This window comes from Paraburkholderia sediminicola (assembly GCF_046027825.1).
GTDB lineage: Bacteria > Pseudomonadota > Gammaproteobacteria > Burkholderiales > Burkholderiaceae > Paraburkholderia > Paraburkholderia sediminicola_D.
The window spans coordinates 21,522-43,146 of sequence record NZ_JAQQDU010000037.1 but is presented as its reverse complement, the minus strand read 5'-3'; the positions used below and the strand labels follow the sequence as shown (position 1 = coordinate 43,146).

Here is a 21,625-nt window from a genome sequence, read left to right as displayed (position 1 = left end):
GGTGCTGCCCACTACCGCACGGCCCCGCTCCAACCGCGCTGCCGACCTTCGGTCCCGCTAGCCGGGCCTGGCTGGGCGTGATCAAGCTGAAACAGGTCTGAACCGGGCGGTCCGGTGCCGAGCGGTTCGACATCGAGGCGCAAGGTCGCAATCAGCAGCGCCGCGCGCCCGACATCGCAACGACAATTGCACAATGCGTGCGCCCCACTGGCGCGCGCGATGGAGAAAGGTATGGCGGGTCATAGCAAATGGGCCAACATCAAGCATAAGAAAGCAGCGGCCGACGCCAAACGCGGCAAGGTCTGGACGCGGCTCATCAAGGAAATTCAGGTTGCGGCCCGCATGGGCGGCGGTGACATCGACTCGAACCCGCGTCTGCGGCTCGCCGTCGAAAAAGCGTATGACGCCAATATGCCGAAAGATAACGTCAACCGTGCGATCCAGCGCGGTGTGGGCGGTGTCGACGGCGCAAACTACGAAGAAATCCGCTACGAAGGCTACGGCATCGGCGGCGCGGCAGTGATCGTGGACACCATGACGGACAACCGCACCCGTACGGTGGCGGACGTGCGTCACGCGTTCTCGAAGAACGGCGGCAATATGGGCACGGACGGCTCGGTGTCGTTCATGTTCGATCACGTCGGCCAGTTCCTGTTCGCGCCCGGCACGGCGGAAGACAAGCTGATGGAAGCCGCGCTCGAAGCCGGCGCTGACGACGTCGTCACGAACGAAGACGGCAGTATCGAAGTGCTGTGCCCGCCGAACGACTTCCCGAAGGTGAAGGCCGCATTGGAAGCCGCGGGCTTCAAGGCCGAACTCGCCGAGGTGACGATGAAACCTCAGACGGAAGTCGAGTTCACGGGCGACGACGCCGTGAAAATGCAGAAGCTGCTCGACGCGCTGGAGAATCTGGACGACGTGCAGGAAGTCTATACAAACGCCGCGATCGCCGACGAGTGAGTGTGCCCCGGCGGCGCCAAGTGCGTGGATTGGCATCGAACCACGCCCGCGCCGCCGCCTGGCCCTCGCGTTGCTGCTGAGCGGGCGTTGGTTGAGCATGGATTGGGCCCTTCCACACCGCCGCCACTCGGGTTCGCTATGTGCCCTGCGCCGCCACCTGGCTGCGGGCCCATTGCAAACCTCGCTGTTATTCCACGGCTGAGCGTGATGCTTCAGCCGTTTATGGTTTTTAAGTCTCGGGGATTCACATGAAGTTACTCGTCGTCGGTTCCGGCGGTCGCGAACATGCGCTCGCATGGAAGCTCGCGCAATCGCCGCGGGTCCAACTCGTCTACGTTGCTCCCGGCAACGGCGGTACCGCCCAGGACGAGCGTCTGCGCAACATCGACATCACCGATCCGGCCGAACTCGCCGATTTCGTCGAGAAAGAACAGATCGCCTTCACGCTGGTCGGGCCGGAAGGGCCGCTCGCCGCAGGCATCGTCAATCTGTTCCGCTCGCGTGGTCTGAAGATTTTCGGGCCGAGCAAGGAAGCCGCGCAGCTCGAAAGCTCGAAAGATTTTGCCAAGGCGTTCATGAAGCGCCATGCGATCCCGACGGCCGAATACGAAACCTTCGCCGACGTCGCCGCTGCGCACGCGTATCTGGACGCCAAGGGCGCGCCGATCGTGATCAAGGCCGATGGCCTTGCTGCCGGCAAGGGCGTCGTGGTGGCGCAAACGCTGGAAGAAGCGCACGCCGCGGTCGACATGATGCTGTCGGACAACAAGCTGGGCGATGCTGGCGCGCGCGTCGTGATCGAGGAATTCCTCGCCGGCGAAGAAGCCAGCTTCATCGTGATGGTGGACGGCAAGCATGTGCTGGCGCTCGCCTCGAGCCAAGATCACAAGCGTCTGCTCGACGCCGATCAGGGTCCGAACACCGGCGGCATGGGCGCCTACTCGCCCGCGCCGATCGTCACGCCGCAACTGCATGCGCGCGTGATGCGCGAAATCATCCAGCCGACCGTGCGTGGCATGGAGAAAGAAGGCATCCGCTTCACCGGCTTTTTGTACGCCGGCCTGATGATCGACGCGCAAGGCAACCCGAAGACGCTCGAATTCAACTGCCGGATGGGCGACCCGGAAACGCAACCGATCATGGCGCGTCTGAAAGGCGACTTTTCGAAGGTCGTCGAACAGGCCATCGCCGGCACGCTGGATACGATCGAACTCGAATGGGACCGTCGTACCGCGCTCGGCGTGGTGCTCGCCGCGTACAACTATCCGGACACGCCGCGCAAGGGTGACCGGATCAGCGATATTCCGGCCGAAACCGCGGATTCGGTCACTTTCCACGCCGGCACCACGCTGGCGGACGGCAAGCTGACTACCTCGGGCGGCCGCGTGTTGTGCGTGGTCGGTCTCGCAGATTCGGTGCGCAGCGCGCAATCGGTCGCGTACGAGACGATCAACCAGATCTCGTTCGACGGCATGCAATATCGCCGCGACATCGGCTACCGTGCACTGAACCGCAAGCACGACGCCAAGACCGAAGGCAAGCACTAAGCCATACCCCCTTGCCCGCGTGCGGCGCCAACGGCGCTACACTGCGGGTTTTCGCGGCCGTCGCGGCGCCCACCGTACTATGTGGGCTCATCCCGGTTGACCAGCATTTCATCCGGCGCGAATGACCGTAGCGCCGCGCCTTCCCAGCAACACCCTGGGTAATGGCCCGGCCCTCGCCCTTCACGAAGAACCCGCGGCACGACGAGCGTGCCGCCCTCAGCACCTGCATTCATGACCGATTCGAGCTATGACGCACAGGCCGTGCGCAGCTGGCTGCAAGGCCTGCAAACGCATATCGCGGACACGCTCGGCGCGTTCGACGGTAAGCCGTTCGCGACCGACGCATGGCAGCGCGCCCCCGGCGAAAAGCTGCGCGGCGGCGGCTGCACGCGGATTCTGGAAGGCGGCAACTTCTTCGAGAGGGCCGGCATCGGTTTCTCGGACGTTGCGGGCGACACCTTGCCGGGTTCGGCGAGCGCCGCGCGCCCGCAACTGGCCGGCCGTGGCTTCGAAGCAATGGGCGTGTCGCTCGTGCTGCACCCGCACAATCCGCACTGTCCGACCGTGCATATGAACGTGCGTCTGCTGATCGCGACCAAGCCCGGCGAAGCGCCCGTGTTCTGGTTCGGCGGCGGCATGGATCTGACGCCGTACTATGGCTACGAGGAAGACGCACAGCATTTCCACCGTGTGTGCCGCGACGCGCTGCAGCCTTATGGCGCGGACCTCTACCCCAGTTTCAAGCGCTGGTGCGACGAGTACTTCTTCCTCAAACACCGTAACGAACCGCGTGGCATCGGCGGGATTTTCTTCGACGACTTCTCGGCGCCGGGCTTCGATCAATCGTTCGCGATGCTCAAAAGCGTCGGCGAGGGATTCCTCAAAGCGTACCTGCCGATCATCGAAAAGCGCCGCAACATTCCGTACGGCGAAGCCGAGCGGGACTTCCAGGCATACCGGCGTGGCCGCTACGTCGAGTTCAATCTGGTCTTCGACCGTGGCACACTGTTTGGGCTGCAGAGCGGCGGACGCACCGAATCGATTCTGATGTCGATGCCGCCTGTGGTGAACTGGCGCTACAACTGGCATCCCGAACCGGGCACGCCGGAAGCGCGTCTTTACAGCGATTTTCTCGTGCCGCGCGAGTGGGTGTGAGGCTTTGAGCCCGCCCCGCACGTGACCACGACAAAGGATCTTCACCTGAAGCCGAACGCTCATCCTGTCGCCCTGCCTCGCCGGATCGGACTGCTCGGCGGCACGTTCGATCCGATCCACGACGGCCATCTCGCGCTCGCGCGGCGTTTCGCCAGCGTGCTGAACCTGACCGAACTGGTGCTGCTGCCGGCCGGCCAGCCGTGGCAGAAAACGGACGTGTCAGCGGCAGAACACAGGCTGGCGATGACCCGCGCCGCCGCCAGCGCGTTGGTGCTGCCCGGCGCGACCGTGCGGGTGGGGACCGACGAGATCGAACACGACGGTCCGACGTACACCATCAACACGCTGCAGTTGTGGCGTGAACGCGAAGGTCCGGATGCGTCGATTGCGCTTCTGATCGGCGCGGATCAACTGGTGCATCTCGACACATGGCGCGACTGGCGGCGCCTGTTCGACTTTGCTCACATCTGCGCGGCCACGCGCCCCGGTTTCGATCTCGCATCGATTCCGTCCGTGGTTGCCAAAGAAATCGACGCGCGCCGTGCCCGCGCCGACGTTCTGCAAGCCACCCCCTGCGGCCACTTGCTGATCGATACGACGCTTGCGTTCAACGTCTCGGCCACCGACATTCGCGCGTATCTGCGCGAACAGGTGACCCAGCGGCTTGCCCTCGCGGGCGGCGAACAGCAAGACCAGGCCGCGAGCCATGTCCCCACTGCGGTGTGGGACTATATTCTTCAACATCATCTGTACCACCGGTAACCCCATGGATATTCGCAAACTGCAACGCGTGATCGTCGACGCTCTCGAAGACGTCAAAGCGCAAGACATCAAGGTGTTCAACACCAGCCACCTGACCGCGCTGTTCGATCGCGTGATCGTCGCCTCCGGCACCTCGAACCGCCAGACCAAGGCACTCGCTTCGAGCGTGCGTGAGAGCGTCAAGGAAAACGGCGGCGACGTCATCAGCACCGAAGGCGAGGACATCGGCGAATGGGTGCTGGTCGATTGCGGCGACGCGATCGTGCACATCCTGCAACCGGCGCTGCGCCAGTACTACAACCTCGAAGAAATCTGGGGCGACAAGCCGGTGCGCATCAAACTGTCGACGCCGAATCCGTTCGGCGGCGCCAGCGCGAGCGAGCCGGACGACGAGGACGAAGAGGAAGAAGCGCCGGCTGTCAAAAAGCCGGCACGCAAGACGCCGGTACGCCGCAAGTAAGCACGTGGCTGGCAAACCGCTGAAGTCTGCGACGCATGGTCGGCACTTGCGTCCGCGATTGCAGCGCTTGCGCCCTCGATTCCATCCGTCATGAAACTGCACATCCTCGCCGTCGGCCACAAGATGCCGGACTGGATCGCCACCGGCTTCGACGAGTACGCGAAGCGCATGCCGCCCGAGCTGCGCATCGAGCTGCGCGAGATCAAGCCCGAGCAGCGCTCGTCGGGGCGTCCAGCCGAAAGCGTGATGGCTGCCGAGCGCCAGAAGATCGAAGCCGCGTTGCCGAAGAACGCGCGCATCGTCGCGCTCGATGAGCGCGGCAAGGATTGGACCACGATGCAGCTTGCCGGCGCCCTGCCCGGCTGGCAGCAGGACGGCCGCGACGTGGCGTTTCTGATCGGCGGCGCCGACGGGCTCGATCCCGATCTGAAAGCGCGCGCCGATATGCTGCTGCGTGTCTCCAGCCTGACGCTGCCGCACGCCATGGTCCGCGTGCTGCTCGCCGAGCAGCTTTACCGCGCGTGGACCATCACGCAAAATCACCCCTATCACCGCGCGTGAGCGAACGAGACGGCTGACAGACCGTGCGTTTTGGGGTCTCGTTGGCTGCGCTGGTTGACGCGCTTGCAGACGCGCTTATCGATGGGCTTTATCAACGCGCTCTTCATCGCGTCCTTTGATACGCTGCTGATCGACGCTTGATCGACAAGCTCATCGCGCGCTCCTCGCGCATTGACGCAATCCGCCTCATCGAGACCTGTTCATGCCAACGCCCACCGCTTCGCTGCATCCATTCGTCTATCTCGCCTCCCAGAGTCCGCGCCGCCAGGAGCTGTTGCAACAGCTCGGCGTGCATTTCGAATTGCTGCTGCCGCGTCCCGATGAAGATGCCGAAGCGCTCGAAGTCGAGCTACCCGGCGAGCGTGCGCGCGACTACGTGCAGCGCGTGTGCATCGCCAAAGCGCACGCCGCGCGTGCGCGTCTTGTGGCAGGTGGGCATGCCGCACGGCCGATTCTGGTTGCTGACACAACCGTCACGATCGACGACGCGATCCTCGGCAAGCCCGTCGACGCCGACGATGCCGTCGCGATGCTCACGCGCCTCGCGGGCCGCGATCACGAAGTGTTGACGGCCATCGCGGTGGTCAACGCGGAAGGCACGCTGCTGCCGGCGGCGCTATCGGTATCGAAGGTGCGTTTTGCTGCACTGCACGCGGACGCCGTGCGCCGCTATGCCGCAAGCGGCGAGCCGCTCGGCAAGGCGGGCGCGTATGGTGTGCAGGGACGCGCCGCGGAGTTTATCGAGCATATCGACGGGTCCTATTCAGGTATCATGGGTTTGCCACTTTTTGAAACCGCTGCCCTCCTGCGCGCAGCGCGCATCGACTTCTAAAATAACACTATGAATGAAGAAATCCTGATCAATGTCACGCCGCAGGAAACGCGCGTCGCGCTCGTCCAGCAAGGCGCCGTCCAGGAACTTCACGTCGAACGAACGCTGTCGCGAGGACGCGTCGGCAATGTCTATCTCGGCAAAGTCGTCCGCGTGTTGCCGGGCATGCAATCCGCCTTCATCGACATCGGTCTGGAACGCGCCGCGTTCCTGCACGTAGCCGATATCTGGCATCCGCGCATTGCCGGCGAGCCGCAGCATCAGACGCCGCATCAGCCGATCGAAAAGATCGTCTTCGAAGGCCAGACACTGATGGTGCAAGTCGTGAAGGATCCCATCGGCACCAAGGGCGCAAGGCTGTCCACTCAAGTGAGCATCGCCGGGCGCACGCTGGTGTATCTGCCGCAGGAGCCGCACATCGGCATCTCGCAGAAGATCGAGAGCGAAGCCGAGCGCGAAGCCGTGCGCGCGCGTTTGACCGCCGTGCTGCCCGCTGATGAAAAGGGCGGTTACATCGTCCGCACGATTGCAGAAGATGCGACCAGCGAAGAGTTGGCCGGCGACGTCGCGTATCTGCGCAAGACGTGGGCGACGATCATCTCGCAAGGTCAGCGCATGCCGCCGACCAGTCTGCTGTATCAGGACCTGAATCTCTCGCAACGGGTGCTGCGCGATTTTGTGAATGACGAGACCTCGCGGATTCAGGTCGACTCGCGCGAGACCTATCAGATGCTCGCCGACTTCGCGGCGGAGTTCACGCCAGCGGTGTCGTCGAAGCTGCATCACTACACAGGCGAACGGCCGCTCTTCGATCTGTACAACATCGAGGCGGAGATCCAGCGCGCGTTGTCACGCCGGGTCGAGCTGAAGTCGGGCGGGTATCTGGTGATCGACCAGACCGAAGCGATGACGACGATCGACGTGAACACCGGCGGCTACGTCGGCGCGCGCAACTTCGACGATACGATCTTCAAGACCAATCTCGAAGCCGCGCACACGATCGCGCGGCAATTGCGGCTGCGCAATCTGGGCGGCGTGATCATCATCGACTTCATCGATATGGAGAACGTCGAACATCGCGACCAGGTGCTCGGCGAGTTAAAGAAAGCGTTGTCACGCGATCGCACGCGCGTGACCGTGAACGGCTTCTCGCAGCTTGGGCTCGTGGAGATGACGCGCAAGCGTACGCGTGAATCGTTGGCGCATGTGTTGTGCGAGCCCTGCCCGGTGTGTCAGGGCAAGGGGCAGGTCAAGACGCCGCGTACGGTGTGCTATGACGTGCTGCGTGAGATTCTGCGCGAGTCGCGGCAGTTCAATCCGCGCGAGTTCCGCGTGGTGGCGTCGCAGCAGGTGATCGACCTGTTTCTAGAGGAAGAGTCGCAGCATCTGGCCATGCTGATGGATTTCATCGGCAAGCCGGTGTCGTTGCAGGTGGAGTCGAATCTGAGTCAGGAGCAGTACGATATTGTGTTGATGTGAATGGGCCCAGGCCTTACGCGACAACGCTCTCACGAAAACCGACCCGCGATGGTCGGTTTTTTCGTTAACGCGGATATCCCAAAAACATAAGCCGCCGACGATCTGCCAGGTTTACACCGTCACGAATGAAGCGGTCTTGCAGGGTCTTGATGCACCAAGCCGGGCCCGAAATCGCCTGTCATAACGAGCAAAGCGGGTTTGCCCATGTCGCAATGGAATACGCTTTCGGTCCCGCTGGAGACCGGTTTGCACGGGGCGCCCGGATCATGGGCTTCGAGTATGCCTGGAACAATGCCACAGTTGCGTCAGTACGGCCTGAACGGAACTCCGATGACGGATATCGACTTCGAAGCCCATCACGGGCACTCCAACCCACACGCTCACAATTGGGATGGCACGAGCCGCGACCAGGGCTGGCCGGTTTCAATACTTCCATAGAGCCACTCATGACGATTACAGAATCGCTAGAACCGTTCAGTCATTTCCACGATTGGTATCTGGACACTGTTGCGGTTGGACCAAACCACGAACCGCGCACGCTGACTCTCGGCCTGTACCTCGACGATAAGCGCGCGATGGTCACTTTCGAAGACGTGACCTGCGTTTGCCTTGAAAACTGGGGATTGTTGAACATCGTCTACGCGATCCAATTACTGCAACCGGACGACAAAGACTACACACGGGCACGGAACGTTCTGGCAAAGGCAGAGCGTCTAAGCGATCGAAGCGGAGCTAATTTGGCGTATATGTACTCCACCCTGGGCGCGGAAATTGTGGTTGAGTTCGCCTCGTTTCGGATCGAATCCGCCTGACGCGATGGCGTGCGCGGCAGGTGGCCAGCGTAAAGAATCAGGCGATTTTTGAGCGCTCATCCTTACGCAATATCCAGACCCTACCGAAGCCCTGCTCGCTTCACCGCGCAGATCGTAGCCGCAAGCGTGGTTTGAAATTGCCTCCGCTGGCTATTCCGCTCCCGTAACCGACTTCTTCGAGCGATTGCAAGACGGCCTTCGGCTAAACGGGCCCCGGCGGCACTAGCCTTCCGCTGTGACGCTCAACGCCGGCGTTTCCATCACAGTGGGCATGTCACCCGGGTTTTAATCGATTTGAAATGGAACACGCCCCACTACACTGAACATTGCTGTGCTGCCTGGATGTCTGGAACGAACTTCATAAATCGCCGGGTTTAAGGAGAGCAGCATGTTGACTTCGGAAGACCTCTACGAGAGCCAGCACTGGCGTGAACTCGACTTGCGCGACAAGATCGACTCGCGACTGCAGTCATCACTCACGCTTGTCACCGCGATTATCGGAGCGCTTAGTTTCCTGTTGACTAACGTCGATACCCAGCATAAGCACGGCCCGGTGGACTATGTGTTTTTTGCGCTTCTAGCGATTACCTTTGCGTTACTGTTTTTATCCGGATTTTACTTTTTCAGATCTTCAGTGGGTTCGCTCTTCCATAGAAACACGTACAAAACCCTTCCTGCGTCGATGGAACTGGAAAAATATAAGCTTGGATGGGATGCGGCGATAGCGAAATCGCCCCAGGCGGCGCGCGCACGCGGAATAACATCGGCAGACGAGGTTAAAAAACTATTAATAGAAAATTATCTGGAGCGCCAGGAAACTAATGCAAAAATCAACGATGAGCGCGCAAAAAATATTTCCAACATCAATCTCCTGGTCGTAGTTGAATCCTTGCTCACGGCAGCAGCTTTCTCGGCCTTCTATTTAGGCGGACTGAATAAAGCAGACCTCCCGAAAACCCAGGATGTGAAAATAACAGCGCCGATCGATATACGTAGCATGCCGTCTACCCAACAAGAGCCCTGTTTCTTCTGGTTTGCGCCCACGGAATACCTGCACCGGTCCCGGACCAACAAGGGGCATAGTAAATAGGCACTTTTGAGCACCCTGAACGTTCCAGTACACACGGAGGTTGCCATGCAAGTCGGGTTCAATCCGGTCAAGAACGATTCGCCTGTCGTGCACATGGCGAGTACGCCCACAGAGCCGCCGCTAGATCCGCCGAAAAAACCGCCCCCACGAGATCTGCCGTTTAGAGGTCCAGCCGATCCGCGAAAGCAGCCGCTCGTTGCCCTTGCTTGAGTCAGCATGCCGCTTCGAAGACGGCAACCACCGCTGGTCGTCGGCTGTTGACGTAGTTGCTCACGCCCCTCTACAAACGGCGCCTGCCACTCAAACAGCCCCGATTTCCACGCCTAAATCTCTACCGGCCCTCAATTTCCCGATTGACGCCACTCGAACCAGCCGCGTATAACCATCCCATTGGATGTTATTTGGATGGCGTGTGGATGCTGAGCGAACGCCAAACGGAAGAGAAATGGCCAACCTCACACTCATCGACACCTCCCGCCCCAAAGGCGGCGAGACCGAAAAAATTACCATCAACCTCGGTCCAGTCGACCTGGGCCAGATCGACTTACTCGTCGAAGAGGGTTTTTATTCGAACCGCACCGACCTGATCCGTACGGCGATCCGCAACCAGCTCGCCGTCCACGCACAGGTCGTCACGGAAACGGTGACCCGGCGCGCGCTGGTGCTCGGCTTGCAGCACTTCTCGCGGCAGGACCTCGAAGCCGCTCAAACCGCGAACGAACGACTGGACATCCACGTGCTCGGCCTCGCCAGCATCGCAGCCGATGTACCGCCAGAACTCGCGGCGGCCACGATCGCATCGGTGGCGGTGCTCGGTGCATTTCACGCGTCGCCCGCCGTCAAGGCCGCGCTCGCCGGCCGCATCAGGTAGGCCGCGCCTGGCGTGGCTAATCTCAGGCTTGAGCATGTGATTGAACACGTGGTCGAACCCGCGACGCTCGTCGCCTGACCGAGCCACGCCCTATGCAGGCCAACGCAACACCCCACGATCATGAAAATGAATGAAGATTTCCTGAAGTCGATGAAAGAAGCCTTCGACCTGTTGCGCACGAAAGGGCCGAAGGAAGCGACCGCAGCGGTTCAACGCGCGCTCGCGGGCAGCACGGCTAAAGCAGGCAATGCCCAAACGCCGCACATGCCGCACATGCCGCAGAGCGTCAACGGATGGGCGCAAGCGTGGACACAGGCGCAAGCTCAAGCACAAAGTCAGGCGCAATCACACGCCAACACCACGCCGCATGCCCCTGCCGAGCGCACTTTCGACGCTGACACGCCCGGCACCTTCAGCACCCACACCTTCACCAACAGCTCAGGCCAACGCCAATACAAGCTCTACGTACCCGCCGTCTACAGCAACGAACCGTTACCGCTCATCGTGATGCTGCACGGCTGCACGCAAAACGCCGACGACTTCGCGGCCGGTACGCGTATGAATGAAATGGCCGAGCGTCATGGTTTCATCGTCGTGTATCCGAATCAGTCTCAAGCAGCCAATCATTCGGCATGCTGGAACTGGTTCAAGCCTGGCGACCAGCAGCGCGATCAGGGTGAACCGTCGTTGATCGCGGGCATCACGCGTGAAGTGATCGCGCGGTATCGCATCGATCCGGCCCGGGTGTACGTAGCGGGCCTGTCAGCGGGCGGCGCAATGGCAGACGTCATGCTGAAAACCTCACCCGACCTGTACGCCGCCGCCTGCGTGCATTCCGGCCTCGCCTACGGAAGCGCGAAGGATCTGCCCTCCGCGCTCGCCGCAATGAAGGGCGGTAAAACGCACCGCAACCGCTCACGCGTCGAACCGCAACGCCCGCTCATCGTGTTTCATGGTGATACGGACACGACGGTGCATCCCTCGAACGCCATAGCGCTCGTAGCGGGCTTCGACGCCGACGTCACGACAGTCAGCACGCCATCGCATGCCACAGGCACGGCTAGCGGCCAGCGCGCTTGCACAGTGCAACGACTGGTCGCAGCGAATGGCGTCGAAGCGGAGCGCTGGTCGATTCACGGCGCGGGCCACGCATGGGCAGGTGGCAGTCAGCGCGGCTTCTATACGGACCCATCCGGCCCCAATGCGACGGCCGAAATGCTGCGCTTCTTTCTCGCCCATCCGCGTGCGTCAGGCACACACTGAGCGCCTTTCGACTGATGAATCATCTTGACGAAAACGCTGTACATCCTGCCGCAAAGGTATAGAGTGACTCATGTTGCAGCGCAGCAAAATCGCTGCGCTGCATCGACCTGCCGTCTCGCGTGAGACCTGGCCTCCGAAATCCTTTGGGCGCCTGCCCCGGGTCATTTTGGAGATCACCCATGCAAAGCCCCGCGATCGAACATAGCGCCGCCTTTGGCCAACGCACGCTCAACATCTTCACCGCCTTGCAACTCGAAGGGCTTGCGTGCCTGCAAAAACTCGGCGAGCTCAATCTCGCGGCACTGAAGGCGACCGTCACCGAAAGCAAGAACGCCTTGTCGGCCGGCCAACTCAACGTCGCGCCGTTCGCCGGCGCGGCCGATATGCAGCAGCAACTGGTTCAACGCACCGTGTCGTACGCGCAGCACGTCAAGGAAATCGACACGCAATTCACCGCGGCGTTGAACAAGGCCGGCGAATCACTGCGCGAAGAATTCGGCGCCAGCGTGGCGCAGTTCGGTTCGGGCTTCGGTCAAACCACGCCGTTCAGCTCGGATAGCGCGTTTGGCGCAATGCAATCGGTGATGGCGTCGATGATCCATTCCAGCAACGTGGTGCAGGACAGCATCAAGCGTGCATCGAGCATGGCCGGCACCGCGATCACCACCACGGACGGCGCTGCACGCTGAGTCCCACGCAGTAAAGCGATCCAACGAAAAGGGGCCAATCGGCCCCTTTTCTCTTTTCCGCATATTTGAGCGACACGCTGCAGCGCCTGAAGGACTGAGATTTTTAGCTGGCAGCGGAGTGTGCTGACGTCAATCGGATCATCAACCGGTACCCAACGGCTTCAGCAAATTGCGCAACGCCGCAATGGTGATCGGTCGCGAGAACCAGAATCCTTGCGCCTCGTCGCAGCCGAGCGCTTCCAGTTGCGCGGCCTGTTCGGCTGTCTCGACACCTTCGGCCGTCACCCGCAGCTTCAACGCATGCGCCATGGCGATAATGGCGCCGACGAGCGCCGCGCATTGCGGATCGGTACTCATGCGCATCACAAACGAGCGATCGATTTTCAGGCGGTTCAGCGGAAACCGCGTGAGATAAGCGAGACTCGAATAGCCGGTGCCGAAGTCATCCACCGCGACTTCAACGCCCAATTCGCGCAACGCATGCAGAGTCTGCAATGCCTGCTCGGTATCGCCCAGCAGCACGCCCTCGGTGATTTCCACTTCGAGGTACGAAGGATCGAGCGCGGCATCTTCGAGCGCGCTACGGATCGTCTCGAACAGATTCTGCCGCTGGAACTGCTGCGGGGATACGTTCACCGCGACCCGTGGCAAAGTACCCGTGAGTCGCAGCAATTTGCCGGCGTCGCGGCACGCGGTCCGGATCACCCACTCGCCGATCTGCTCGATCAGACCCGACTCTTCCGCTACGGGTACGAATTCGACGGGACTGATCAAACCACGCTGCGGATGATTCCAGCGCAGCAGCGTCTCCACTTGCGCGATGCGTCCATTGGCGAGCGTCACCTGCGGTTGATACACGAGATGCAATTGCTGACGTTCGAGCGCTTCACGCAGCATCGCCTCCAGTTCGAAGCGGCGCGCCGCCTGGCCTTCGAGTGCGGTGGAAAAACGCCGCACTGCATGGCCGCTCACCGCCGAAGCCGCCGACAGTGCCACGCCCGCGCGACGCATCAGCGTCGGCGCATCAGCACCATCTGCAGGATAGGCGACCATGCCGATACTCGCCGTGATGTTCAGCGCGGTGCCTGCGTAGTCGATCGATTCGGCGATGCGGCCCAGTGCCTCAGCAGCAAAAGCATCGGCCCCTGCGCCGGTTTCATTGATCAGCAGCGCGAATTGCGTGCCACCGATCGAGGCGATCGTACCGTCGTTGGGAAACAGACCGCGCAGGCGCTCACCGACAATCTGCAACACCAGTTCGGCCGCATGCAAACCGAGCGCATCGCGCAGTTTGCGCAAATGGTCGAGCTCGGCGATCAGCACCGTAAAACCATGGCCGCTGCGCTGGCAGCGCGCGATCGTGAGTTCAAGCCGTTCGGTGAAAAGCGTCTGATTGGGCAGGCGGGTCACGCCGTCATGATGCGCGACGTACCACAAACGCGCCTCGGATTGCGCGTAGCGCGTCATGTCGATGGCGATACCGACATAACGGGCAGGCCCCGTGGCGATACCACCAGGATGCGAGGGCTCGGCGGCGAGCGGCGCCAGTGCGAACACCACGCGAATTGAGGTGCTGTTGCGCCGCACGTAGGTCCATTCGCCTTCGTAACGTGAGCCTATCGCCGACAGCGGCGGCAATTCGGCGCGGCGCCTCGCGAGTTCGGCCGGGTCGTGCAAGGATTCAAAGGTGCGCCGGCCGATCAGTTCTTCGGCGGTAAAACCGGTCAGCTTCTCGAAAGCGGCGTTGACGGAGTCGAACGTGCCGTCGGCCGTGCAGACGAACATGCCATATGGCGCTGCCGCAAGCGCGGCGTCGCGTGGGCGCGCTTCGGCGTAGGGGTGATCTTGCATCGCGCCGGCCTTTGAATTTCCTGAATATTGAAAGCGAGTAAGCGTATTTCCCGACGCATTCGGCACAACCGGCGAAGCCCGCAGATTCGGTCCAATCCGCCGGGGTACCGTGCGTATGATAACGGCTTTCCTGCCACACCCCGCGCCGCGGTGGCACGCACTCCGCGCGGCAATCGTTTAACTCCGTGTATTCCCTGATTCCAGCGGCGAGGCGTCCGTCATCGCGCACATCATAAAGCGTTCGCTATGGCCGGGATACTCCGCGCCTCATGACTCAGTGCACACCGGCCTTCGACGCCTTCGCACAGGGCTTCGCCGGATTGACGATCGTTATATCCGTGGATATATTTCGCTCGCGATCCTTCCAAAAAACTGCCGCCTCACTGCATGGATCCGCACGAAACCGGGTCCCGCTTTTCATGTCCAAGGAAATCATCGATTCGCACCTTCTCAAGGTGCTGCACACGCTGCTGACGGAATCGAGCGTGTCGCGCACGGCAACGTTGCTCGGACAATCGCAGCCAACCGTCAGCGTGGCGCTGCGCAAACTGCGCGAGATGACCGGCGATCCGCTGCTGGTGCGCAGCGGTAGCCGGATGGTTCTCACCGCGCATGCACTCACGCTGATCGAACCCGCGGCGCAAGCGCTGAACAATATCGCGGCCATTCTGCACCCCACCACGTCGTTCAGCCCGGCCACCACCAGCCAGACCTTTCGCATCGGCTCGCCGGATTATCTCGATGCGTTCTTCGTCCCTGCCGTCGTCGATGCGTTCCATCGCGAAGCGCCTGGCGCGAAGCTCGAGTTCCGGCATCTGATGATGGTCGACGGCGGCTACGAGCATGGGCTGGAAAGCGGCTTTCTCGATCTGGTGATCGGCAACTGGCGCACGCCACCGGAGCATCTGCATTTGCAGCCGCTGTGCAAGGACGAACTGGTGTGCCTGATGCGCAACGGCCATCCGATTAAACCGGGGCGGCTTAGCAAGCCCGTCTACGAAGAAGCGGAACATCTGGCGGTGATGACCTACAACACGACGTCGTGGGGCACGGTCGATGTCGAACTCGCCCGCAACGGCCTGTCGCGCACCGTGACCACGACGCTGCCCTACTTCGGCATGGCGCCCTACGTTCTCGCGCGATCCAATCTGCTGTTCACCACCACCCGCGCGCTCGCCACGCACTACACCAAGCTGCTGCCACTGCGTATCGAGCCGATCCCCGGCGAGCCGCAGGCGCTCACCTACTATCAACTCTGGCACGACCGCACGCATCGCAGCGTCGCCGCGATCTGGCTACGCAGACTGATCGCCAACGTTGCCAAAGATCTGGTTTCCTAAGCTTTCTCTACCGGCAGGCACATCCTTCGAGAAGATAAAAAAACGCCGCAAGCAGAGCTTGCGGCGCGAATGCGATCATCGGATGTGTTCGAGGTGACAGGCCCTTTAAAACACCAAGCGATCACAAAGTGAGGTCGGTCAGACGGAAGATTGTTGTGGGTTAGCTAATGGCCCCCTCTGTCATGGCCTTGATCAACGCGGCCTTGCCCTCGATCGCCGCGCCAAGCAGTGCGAAGCCCAACGGTCGCTCGCTGGCGGCTTGCCGGCACACGGCACGCGCTGCATGTTTCGCCGCGTCGCCGGCAGTTTCGATCGACCACGCGCCCTCACCCTCGGGCGTCACGACGACCGCAGGACTCGCGGGTGTCTTTACGGTAATCGGCATCACCGGGAAGGTGACGCGCGTCGGCTGCCCGGCCAGGGTGCGCGCGAGCGCTCGCGCGGCGTGCATGATCGGCAAGACATAAGGCTGGACCTTGCCGTCGATCGCGGCACAGTCGCCGAGTGCGTAGATATCCGGCGCGCTCGTGCGGCACCATGCGTCCGTTCGAATGCCCTGATCGATTTCAAGACCCGCAGCCGCGGCCAGCGCCGTACGCGGCGCAAGGCCGACCGCCGATACAACCAGATCCGCGTCGATCGGCTCGCCTTCGGCGAACGTCAGGCGGTAACCGTTCGATAAGCGGTCGATACGATTCACGCTGCGGCCAGGATGAAAACGGATGCCGCCATCGTCAAGCGCCCGAGCGAAAATCTCGCCCACGTCTCGCGGCAGCAAGCGAGCCAGCGGCGTCGAAGCCGGATCGATCAGACTGACCGCATACCCGGCGGCCGCGAGATCGTTGGCGAACTCGCAGCCGATCAGACCCGCGCCCAGAATCGCCACTGAACGGCAACGCGTGAGCGCCAACCTGAAACGCGCGTAATCGCCGAGATCGTTGATCGACATCACGTCGCCCGCGCCGTCACCCTCCACCTTCAGGCGGCGTGGGTCCGCGCCCGTGGCCAGCACCAGCTTGCTATAGCCAAGCAACGCGTTGTCGACGACGAGCGTGCGTTCAGCCGGCAAGATGCGGTCGACGTGCTGATGCACGCGAATCCACGCGCCCAATTGCGCCGCCATCGCGATGGCGTCGAAACTCGCCAACGTCTGCGGCTCTTTCTTCATCGCCAGTGCATTCGACAACATCGGCTTCGAATAAAAGCTGCCGTCGTCGCGGCTGATCATGACGATCGCCACTGTGCTATCGAGCTTGCGCAATTCGCGCGCGACCGTATAGCCCGCCATGCCGGTGCCGACTATCACCACCGGCTGTCGTTTGTCCTCATGCCGAGCGTCCGTCATGCAATCACCTGCATATCAAAGTCGTGTTTGCCGGTCGCGCAGTCCGGGCACAGCCAGTCGTCCGGCACATCTTCCCAGCGCGTGCCCGGCGCAATAGCCGCTTCCGGCAGACCCAGTGCTTCGTCATAACGAAAGCCGCAGATCACGCATTCCCATACTTTCATGGCTTCTCTCCCGAATCACGAATCGCGTCGCGAACTAGCGCACATAGGCCTGGCCGAGACCGATCTCGGCCAACGCTCGCCGGTAGGCACCCGAGGAACGGTCGGCGAGAATCGGCGCTTCCGCCGCGCGGTCGATCGGCAAATCCTCCGGACGCTGCTGTTCGACGATCGCGCGATCTTCTTCGAACACCTGTCGGTTGAATGCGTAGACGTCCTCGAGCGGCAAATCCTTGTCGAAGTTGCGTACGATCGGCACAAACAGGCGTGTCTTACGCGCGGACACCGGGCTCGCGGCATTCAGGATCGACAGACGGCCGTTTTCGGGAAAATGCACGGTCAGACGTGCGAAGAACGGCACATCCACTTCGAAGAAGCGGTGCCACAGATACCCTTCAGGCGCGCGATGCTGCATCGACTTCGGGAAATTGCTGACCGTGCTTACGTACTCCGCGTGCATGCCACCGTCGCGCCGCTCGACCGAATACTGCGGCACCACCGGGTTATGCCGGTCGGCAAAACTGTCGTGGTGAATCCACGCGAAATGCGCGACGTCGATGAAGCCTTCGGTCTGACGACCCGCCGAAGCGTTAATGTCGATCGAGGGCGGCAAGATCTGCTGGAAGTCGGGATCGTCCCAGCCGGGAAACGCGGGCAATGCTTCGGTGCCGCCGCCCAGCGAGACCCACACGAGACCATAGGCTTCCTGCGTCGCATACGTAACGAGATGCAGGCGCTCAGGAATCGGGCCGTCCGTCTGCGAGGGAATGTGTTTGCACTTGCCGTCGCTACCGTACGCGAGGCCGTGATACGGACACACGATGTTGCCGTTGTCGACCCATCCCTGGCTGAGCGGCGCGCCGCGATGCGGACAGATATCGCGCGCGCTCACCAGTTGACCGTTCGAGCGGAACACGACCAACGGTTCGTCGAGCAGCGTCACGCTGATGGGTTTGTCGGTCACGTCGGCGGCGAACGCCACCGGATGCCAGTAGCGGCTGAGAATTTCCCAGTCGTGACTATCGAACGTGCAATTGCAGGGTAAAGCGGGGGAACGTTGGAATGTCAGCGGCGCAGTAGTGGCAGAAGCCGTGGCAGAAGCGGTGGCGGAACTCATGCATGTCTCCAAAACCTGGTGGGGGTTCGTCGCGCTCATGTACTTTCTTGAGCGCGTGGAGAGAACGATAGCGGGATGAGGTCCGCCGACCCATCCCCTGAAGTGCATCTAGTCTATGTACGAAAAAGCATAGGCTGGCGCCGCACCACTGAATCGGCGCTGCTTGAAACGCCTACGATGCGCGCGGCAACGCGGCTTCGATAAACACCGCGCAGAGCGCTTCCATGCCCTTCGCGTCTTCTTCGTCGAAGCGCGCGACGACCGGGCTATCCACATCCCACACGCCGATCAGGGTGCCGTCCGGTGCGACGAGCGGCACGACGACTTCCGATTGCGACGCCGAATCGCAGGCGATATGACCGGGGAATTCATGCACGTCGCGCACCACTTGCGTCTGACGGGTTTGTGCCGCTGTGCCGCACACGCCCTTGCCGAGCGCGATGCGCACGCAGGCGGGCTTGCCCTGGAAGGGCCCGACCACCAGTTCGCGGCCGTCGTGGAAATAGAAGCCGGCCCAGTTCAGATCGCTCAGCGAATGGAACACGAACGCGGAGAAATTCGCGGCGTTGGCGATCCAGTCGGTTTCGCCGGCGAGCAGCGCGCGCGCCTGGGCGACCAATTCTTCGTATTGCGCGGCTTTGGGGAGATGCGAGGCAGAGGAAACTTCGAACATGACGGCGTCCGTAATGAAAGCGGAAAGAGGAACAGCGAGGCGTGCAGTGTAAATCAAGCCGCCGTTTCCTTCACGGCACGCCCTGCTGCGCATGCTGCCCTCTTTACGTCCGATCTACGTACGCCTGATGGCGTCATCCAGACGTTAAGTCTGCGAACAACGCCATGCGTCGATCGTTATTCGACGCCGATGATCACGCTCGATGCCTTGAAGATCGCCGTCGCCGCTTTGCCGCTCGCGAGCCCGAGGCGGTCGACGCTTTCGTTGGTAATGATCGCGGCGATCTGCGCGCCGCCCGCGCTGATGGTCACTTCCGAATTCACCGCGCCCTTGGTCACTGCCGACACCGTACCCGCGATGCAGTTGCGTGCCGACACCTGGCTCTTCGCCACGTCGACCATCACGATCACCGACGACGCCTTGACCAGCGCGAATGCCTTCTTGCCGGCAGCGAGGCCGAGCGACGTTGCGCTGCCATGCGTGATGATCGCGACGATCTCAAGACCGTCCTGGGTGCGCAACGTGACTTCGTCGTTCACGGCACCATGTTTGACTTCGGTGACTTCGCCGGTGAATTGATTGCGTGCGCTGGTTTGCATGTTGTTCTCCTGGTTGTAGCGCCTCGTGAAAGACGATTCGAGGCGATGTGTCGAGTGTAACGAAGCACCCGGCCTGTCCGGCCGCTTGTGCGTGAAGTGCGGTATGGCACAGCCGCTATTGACGATTCGAACTCCAATGAAAACACATAAGCGTTGTGTAAATACACTCATAGCGCGGTGAAGGCACGACGCAGGCGATGGGCTGCATGCCCCTGTCATGTCGTGAAGAATCGCGCTCATGTCCGCGAGACGCCTGTAGGCGCGAGAAAAAACCGTTTGCTCGTCCCGTGTGGGTGCGGCAGGCATTCACCACCCTGCCCGTCGCGCGACACCGTATCATCGTGCCCTTGGCACCATTACCGTCGAACTCCATGCCTGTCGCCGTCCTGTCCCGCATTGCTACACGCTTCGCCACCCGATTGCCGCGCGCCCGCCGTGCCGCCGCGCTATGCGCCGCCCTCGCAGCCGCCGCGACCCTCGCCGCCTGCAGCAATCCGTCGCCGACGCGCGATGTCCACACGAGCGTCGACACGGTCGCCCTGTTCCCGATCGCCAATTACGACCAGAACGTTGACCATTGGCTCGAACCGGACAGCCCCGGCTACGACCAGCCGTTCCTGAGTCCTGCGGATCAGCAGGCACACTTCAGCGCCTTGTATGCGCGCTATTTCGGCACCGGCACGACCGCGCCGTCACCATGGAATTCCGCGTACGTGGCGATGCGCGTCTATCGCCAGCAAGGCGCGGACATTGTCGCGCTGCAGCAGCGCCGCATCGGCAAGTTCGACAATACCGGCAAGAGCGGCGCGGCGATCGGCTACGGCGAGAATTTCCGGCCGCACGACAAGGCGTGGATCGATGCCATCGCGCAAAACATGGACGTCGATCAGTTCACGGGGGAGGCCCACTACAAGCCCGAACGTCGCGCGATCGCCACCAGCAACCTGATGGTGCGCGAACTGCCGACCACGGACCCATCGTTCTACGACCACCACCTGGCCGGCGAAGGCTATCCGTTCGACAACCTGCAGATTTCAGCCGTACGCCCCGGCACGCCGTTGTATGTGCTGGGCAGCAGCGCCGACGGCGCGTGGCGCTACGTGCAGACACCCGACGTGCAAGGCTGGGTGCGCAGCGACGGCGTCGGCCTGACCGACGACACCTTCGTCGACACCTGGCGCGCCGCCACCGCGAAGTCGCTGGGCGCGGTCACGGTGGCCTCGGCGCCGGTGCGTGACAGCCGCGGCGTGTTCCGCTTCGACGCACCCGCCGGCACGCTGCTGCCGCTCGCCCCAGTCAACGCCACGCGGCCTGCCGCAACACAGGCCAATCAAACGGCGGGCGGTGCAGCCGACGCCCCCGCTTCGCGCAAACTCTTCGTCCCGGCCCGCGATGTGGACGGCCAGGCGATCATCCGCACCGCCCAACTGAGCGATGCGCAGATCGCCCCGATGCCGCTCGCCGCCACCCCGCGACATCTGGCGATGCTGATGAAAACGCTGATCGGACGGCCATACGGCTGGGGCAATAGCGGCCTCTACAACGACTGTTCGTCGGAACTGCAAAGCATCTTCGCGACGTTCGGCGTCTGGCTGCCGCGCCATTCGTCGACGCAGATGAGCGCGGGACGCATGATCGATCTGTCCGCGTCGACGCCGGCACAACGGCTCGACTACCTCGCCCAGCACGGCGAACCGTTCCGCACGCTGATCTACATCGGCGGCCATGCAATGCTGTACATCGGCAACACGACCCGCAACGGCAGCGCGGTGCCGGTGGTCTACCAGGACGTGTGGGGCTTACGCCCGGCCGACAATAGCCGGCGCGCGGTGATCGGCGGCTCGGTGATCCTGCCGCTGTTCGAACACATCCCGGAAGACGCGACGTTGCAATCACTCGCGGCGACCCCGACTTTCCAGATCAGTATCCTCGGCGCACCGGGCGGTGGCGCGGCGACGCCTTCGACACCCGCTGCACCCACTGCACCCACTGCACCGCCGGACGACGACAATCCGGCCGGTTGACCTACCGTCGGGAGATGTCTGTCGGCGGGTCAGG

21 protein-coding genes are annotated in these 21,625 nt (G+C 62.1%); 15 read left to right on the top strand and 6 right to left on the bottom strand.

The annotated features are described in order from the left end of the window. Positions 1–231: 231 nt before the first annotated feature. The 13 genes from PQQ96_RS20790 to PQQ96_RS20730 all read left to right on the top strand — a co-directional run bounded on the left by PQQ96_RS20790 (position 232) and on the right by PQQ96_RS20730 (position 12,481). Positions 232–960, top strand: coding sequence for a YebC/PmpR family DNA-binding transcriptional regulator (locus PQQ96_RS20790; RefSeq protein ID WP_408295866.1), 729 nt, complete (start codon positions 232–234; stop codon positions 958–960). Between the two features lie 248 nt (positions 961–1,208). Beyond that, the gene (gene purD, locus PQQ96_RS20785) at positions 1,209–2,507 is read left to right on the top strand and encodes a phosphoribosylamine--glycine ligase (protein WP_408295863.1); all 1,299 of its coding nucleotides are present in this window, start codon (positions 1,209–1,211) and stop codon (positions 2,505–2,507) included. Between the two features lie 231 nt (positions 2,508–2,738). After that, positions 2,739–3,662: an oxygen-dependent coproporphyrinogen oxidase gene (gene hemF, locus PQQ96_RS20780; protein ID WP_408295860.1), complete on the top strand. Its 924-nt coding sequence runs from the start codon at positions 2,739–2,741 to the stop codon at positions 3,660–3,662. A 21-nt stretch (positions 3,663–3,683) separates the two neighbouring features. After that, the gene (locus PQQ96_RS20775; RefSeq protein WP_408295857.1) at positions 3,684–4,424 is read left to right on the top strand and encodes a nicotinate-nucleotide adenylyltransferase; all 741 of its coding nucleotides are present in this window, start codon (positions 3,684–3,686) and stop codon (positions 4,422–4,424) included. 4 nt (positions 4,425–4,428) lie between these two features. Next, on the top strand, positions 4,429–4,884 hold the full coding sequence (rsfS, locus tag PQQ96_RS20770; RefSeq protein WP_408295854.1) for a ribosome silencing factor: 456 nt from the start codon (positions 4,429–4,431) through the stop codon (positions 4,882–4,884). A gap of 90 nt (positions 4,885–4,974) precedes the next feature. Further along, the gene (rlmH, locus tag PQQ96_RS20765; RefSeq protein ID WP_063495252.1) at positions 4,975–5,445 is read left to right on the top strand and encodes a 23S rRNA (pseudouridine(1915)-N(3))-methyltransferase RlmH; all 471 of its coding nucleotides are present in this window, start codon (positions 4,975–4,977) and stop codon (positions 5,443–5,445) included. 202 nt (positions 5,446–5,647) lie between these two features. Then, positions 5,648–6,277, top strand: a complete 630-nt coding sequence (locus tag PQQ96_RS20760; protein ID WP_408295851.1) for a Maf family protein — start codon at positions 5,648–5,650, stop codon at positions 6,275–6,277. Positions 6,278–6,286: 9 nt separating this feature from the next. Then, positions 6,287–7,756, top strand: a complete 1,470-nt coding sequence (gene rng, locus PQQ96_RS20755; RefSeq protein ID WP_074284953.1) for a ribonuclease G — start codon at positions 6,287–6,289, stop codon at positions 7,754–7,756. A gap of 446 nt (positions 7,757–8,202) precedes the next feature. After that, entirely contained in the window at positions 8,203–8,568 is a 366-nt protein-coding gene (locus PQQ96_RS20750; RefSeq protein ID WP_408295848.1) for a hypothetical protein, read from the top strand. Between the two features lie 388 nt (positions 8,569–8,956). Then, a complete protein-coding gene (locus PQQ96_RS20745; protein WP_408295846.1) occupies positions 8,957–9,658 on the top strand; it encodes a hypothetical protein in 702 nt (233 codons plus the stop codon). A gap of 445 nt (positions 9,659–10,103) precedes the next feature. After that, a complete protein-coding gene (locus PQQ96_RS20740; RefSeq protein WP_408295843.1) occupies positions 10,104–10,529 on the top strand; it encodes a ribbon-helix-helix domain-containing protein in 426 nt (141 codons plus the stop codon). 120 nt (positions 10,530–10,649) lie between these two features. Then, positions 10,650–11,792 carry an extracellular catalytic domain type 1 short-chain-length polyhydroxyalkanoate depolymerase gene (locus PQQ96_RS20735; RefSeq protein ID WP_408295840.1) on the top strand — a complete coding sequence of 381 codons (1,143 nt, stop codon included), beginning with the start codon at positions 10,650–10,652 and terminating at the stop codon, positions 11,790–11,792. 179 nt (positions 11,793–11,971) lie between these two features. Further along, complete coding sequence (locus PQQ96_RS20730; RefSeq protein ID WP_408295837.1) at positions 11,972–12,481, top strand: phasin family protein; 510 nt, start codon at positions 11,972–11,974, stop codon at positions 12,479–12,481. Positions 12,482–12,622: 141 nt separating this feature from the next. Here the strand turns inward: PQQ96_RS20730 and PQQ96_RS20725 are convergent, their stop codons facing one another. Continuing rightward, a complete protein-coding gene (locus PQQ96_RS20725) occupies positions 12,623–14,332 on the bottom strand; it encodes a putative bifunctional diguanylate cyclase/phosphodiesterase (RefSeq protein ID WP_408295834.1) in 1,710 nt (569 codons plus the stop codon). 419 nt (positions 14,333–14,751) lie between these two features. Here PQQ96_RS20725 and PQQ96_RS20720 point away from each other — a divergent pair, with 419 nt between their 5' ends. Then, the gene (locus PQQ96_RS20720) at positions 14,752–15,672 is read left to right on the top strand and encodes a LysR family transcriptional regulator (protein WP_408295831.1); all 921 of its coding nucleotides are present in this window, start codon (positions 14,752–14,754) and stop codon (positions 15,670–15,672) included. Positions 15,673–15,832: 160 nt separating this feature from the next. On the opposite strand, the gene PQQ96_RS20715 is transcribed toward PQQ96_RS20720, so the two are convergent. From PQQ96_RS20715 to PQQ96_RS20695, 5 genes are all read right to left on the bottom strand, one after another. Continuing rightward, a complete protein-coding gene (locus PQQ96_RS20715) occupies positions 15,833–17,017 on the bottom strand; it encodes an NAD(P)/FAD-dependent oxidoreductase (protein WP_408295828.1) in 1,185 nt (394 codons plus the stop codon). Next, a complete protein-coding gene (locus tag PQQ96_RS20710; RefSeq protein ID WP_408295825.1) occupies positions 17,014–17,181 on the bottom strand; it encodes a rubredoxin in 168 nt (55 codons plus the stop codon). The genes PQQ96_RS20715 and PQQ96_RS20710 overlap by 4 nt, the downstream gene beginning before the upstream one ends. Positions 17,182–17,215: 34 nt before the next feature. Further along, the gene (locus PQQ96_RS20705; RefSeq protein ID WP_408295822.1) at positions 17,216–18,295 is read right to left on the bottom strand and encodes an aromatic ring-hydroxylating dioxygenase subunit alpha; all 1,080 of its coding nucleotides are present in this window, start codon (positions 18,293–18,295) and stop codon (positions 17,216–17,218) included. Positions 18,296–18,467: 172 nt separating this feature from the next. Further along, positions 18,468–18,968 carry a free L-methionine (R)-S-oxide reductase MsrC gene (gene msrC / locus PQQ96_RS20700; protein WP_408295819.1) on the bottom strand — a complete coding sequence of 167 codons (501 nt, stop codon included), beginning with the start codon at positions 18,966–18,968 and terminating at the stop codon, positions 18,468–18,470. Positions 18,969–19,144: 176 nt separating this feature from the next. Continuing rightward, positions 19,145–19,567 (bottom strand): TOBE domain-containing protein, encoded by a 423-nt coding sequence (locus PQQ96_RS20695; RefSeq protein ID WP_408295816.1) that lies wholly within the window; start codon positions 19,565–19,567, stop codon positions 19,145–19,147. Positions 19,568–19,938: 371 nt separating this feature from the next. Here PQQ96_RS20695 and PQQ96_RS20690 point away from each other — a divergent pair, with 371 nt between their 5' ends. Next, complete coding sequence (locus PQQ96_RS20690; RefSeq protein WP_408295813.1) at positions 19,939–21,591, top strand: SH3 domain-containing protein; 1,653 nt, start codon at positions 19,939–19,941, stop codon at positions 21,589–21,591. The last annotated feature ends 34 nt before the right edge of the window (positions 21,592–21,625 follow it).

Coding starts and splice junctions, on each gene's coding strand:
- PQQ96_RS20790 (WP_408295866.1), top strand. CDS start 232: ATGGCGGGTCATAGCAAATGGGCCAACATCAAGCATAAGAAAGCAGCG.
- purD (WP_408295863.1), top strand. CDS start 1,209: ATGAAGTTACTCGTCGTCGGTTCCGGCGGTCGCGAACATGCGCTCGCA.
- hemF (WP_408295860.1), top strand. CDS start 2,739: ATGACCGATTCGAGCTATGACGCACAGGCCGTGCGCAGCTGGCTGCAA.
- rsfS (WP_408295854.1), top strand. CDS start 4,429: ATGGATATTCGCAAACTGCAACGCGTGATCGTCGACGCTCTCGAAGAC.
- rlmH (WP_063495252.1), top strand. CDS start 4,975: ATGAAACTGCACATCCTCGCCGTCGGCCACAAGATGCCGGACTGGATC.
- PQQ96_RS20760 (WP_408295851.1), top strand. CDS start 5,648: ATGCCAACGCCCACCGCTTCGCTGCATCCATTCGTCTATCTCGCCTCC.
- rng (WP_074284953.1), top strand. CDS start 6,287: ATGAATGAAGAAATCCTGATCAATGTCACGCCGCAGGAAACGCGCGTC.
- PQQ96_RS20750 (WP_408295848.1), top strand. CDS start 8,203: ATGACGATTACAGAATCGCTAGAACCGTTCAGTCATTTCCACGATTGG.
- PQQ96_RS20745 (WP_408295846.1), top strand. CDS start 8,957: ATGTTGACTTCGGAAGACCTCTACGAGAGCCAGCACTGGCGTGAACTC.
- PQQ96_RS20740 (WP_408295843.1), top strand. CDS start 10,104: ATGGCCAACCTCACACTCATCGACACCTCCCGCCCCAAAGGCGGCGAG.
- PQQ96_RS20735 (WP_408295840.1), top strand. CDS start 10,650: ATGAAAATGAATGAAGATTTCCTGAAGTCGATGAAAGAAGCCTTCGAC.
- PQQ96_RS20730 (WP_408295837.1), top strand. CDS start 11,972: ATGCAAAGCCCCGCGATCGAACATAGCGCCGCCTTTGGCCAACGCACG.
- PQQ96_RS20725 (WP_408295834.1), bottom strand. CDS start 14,332: ATGCAAGATCACCCCTACGCCGAAGCGCGCCCACGCGACGCCGCGCTT.
- PQQ96_RS20720 (WP_408295831.1), top strand. CDS start 14,752: ATGTCCAAGGAAATCATCGATTCGCACCTTCTCAAGGTGCTGCACACG.
- PQQ96_RS20715 (WP_408295828.1), bottom strand. CDS start 17,017: ATGACGGACGCTCGGCATGAGGACAAACGACAGCCGGTGGTGATAGTC.
- PQQ96_RS20710 (WP_408295825.1), bottom strand. CDS start 17,181: ATGAAAGTATGGGAATGCGTGATCTGCGGCTTTCGTTATGACGAAGCA.
- PQQ96_RS20705 (WP_408295822.1), bottom strand. CDS start 18,295: ATGAGTTCCGCCACCGCTTCTGCCACGGCTTCTGCCACTACTGCGCCG.
- msrC (WP_408295819.1), bottom strand. CDS start 18,968: ATGTTCGAAGTTTCCTCTGCCTCGCATCTCCCCAAAGCCGCGCAATAC.
- PQQ96_RS20695 (WP_408295816.1), bottom strand. CDS start 19,567: ATGCAAACCAGCGCACGCAATCAATTCACCGGCGAAGTCACCGAAGTC.
- PQQ96_RS20690 (WP_408295813.1), top strand. CDS start 19,939: ATGCCTGTCGCCGTCCTGTCCCGCATTGCTACACGCTTCGCCACCCGA.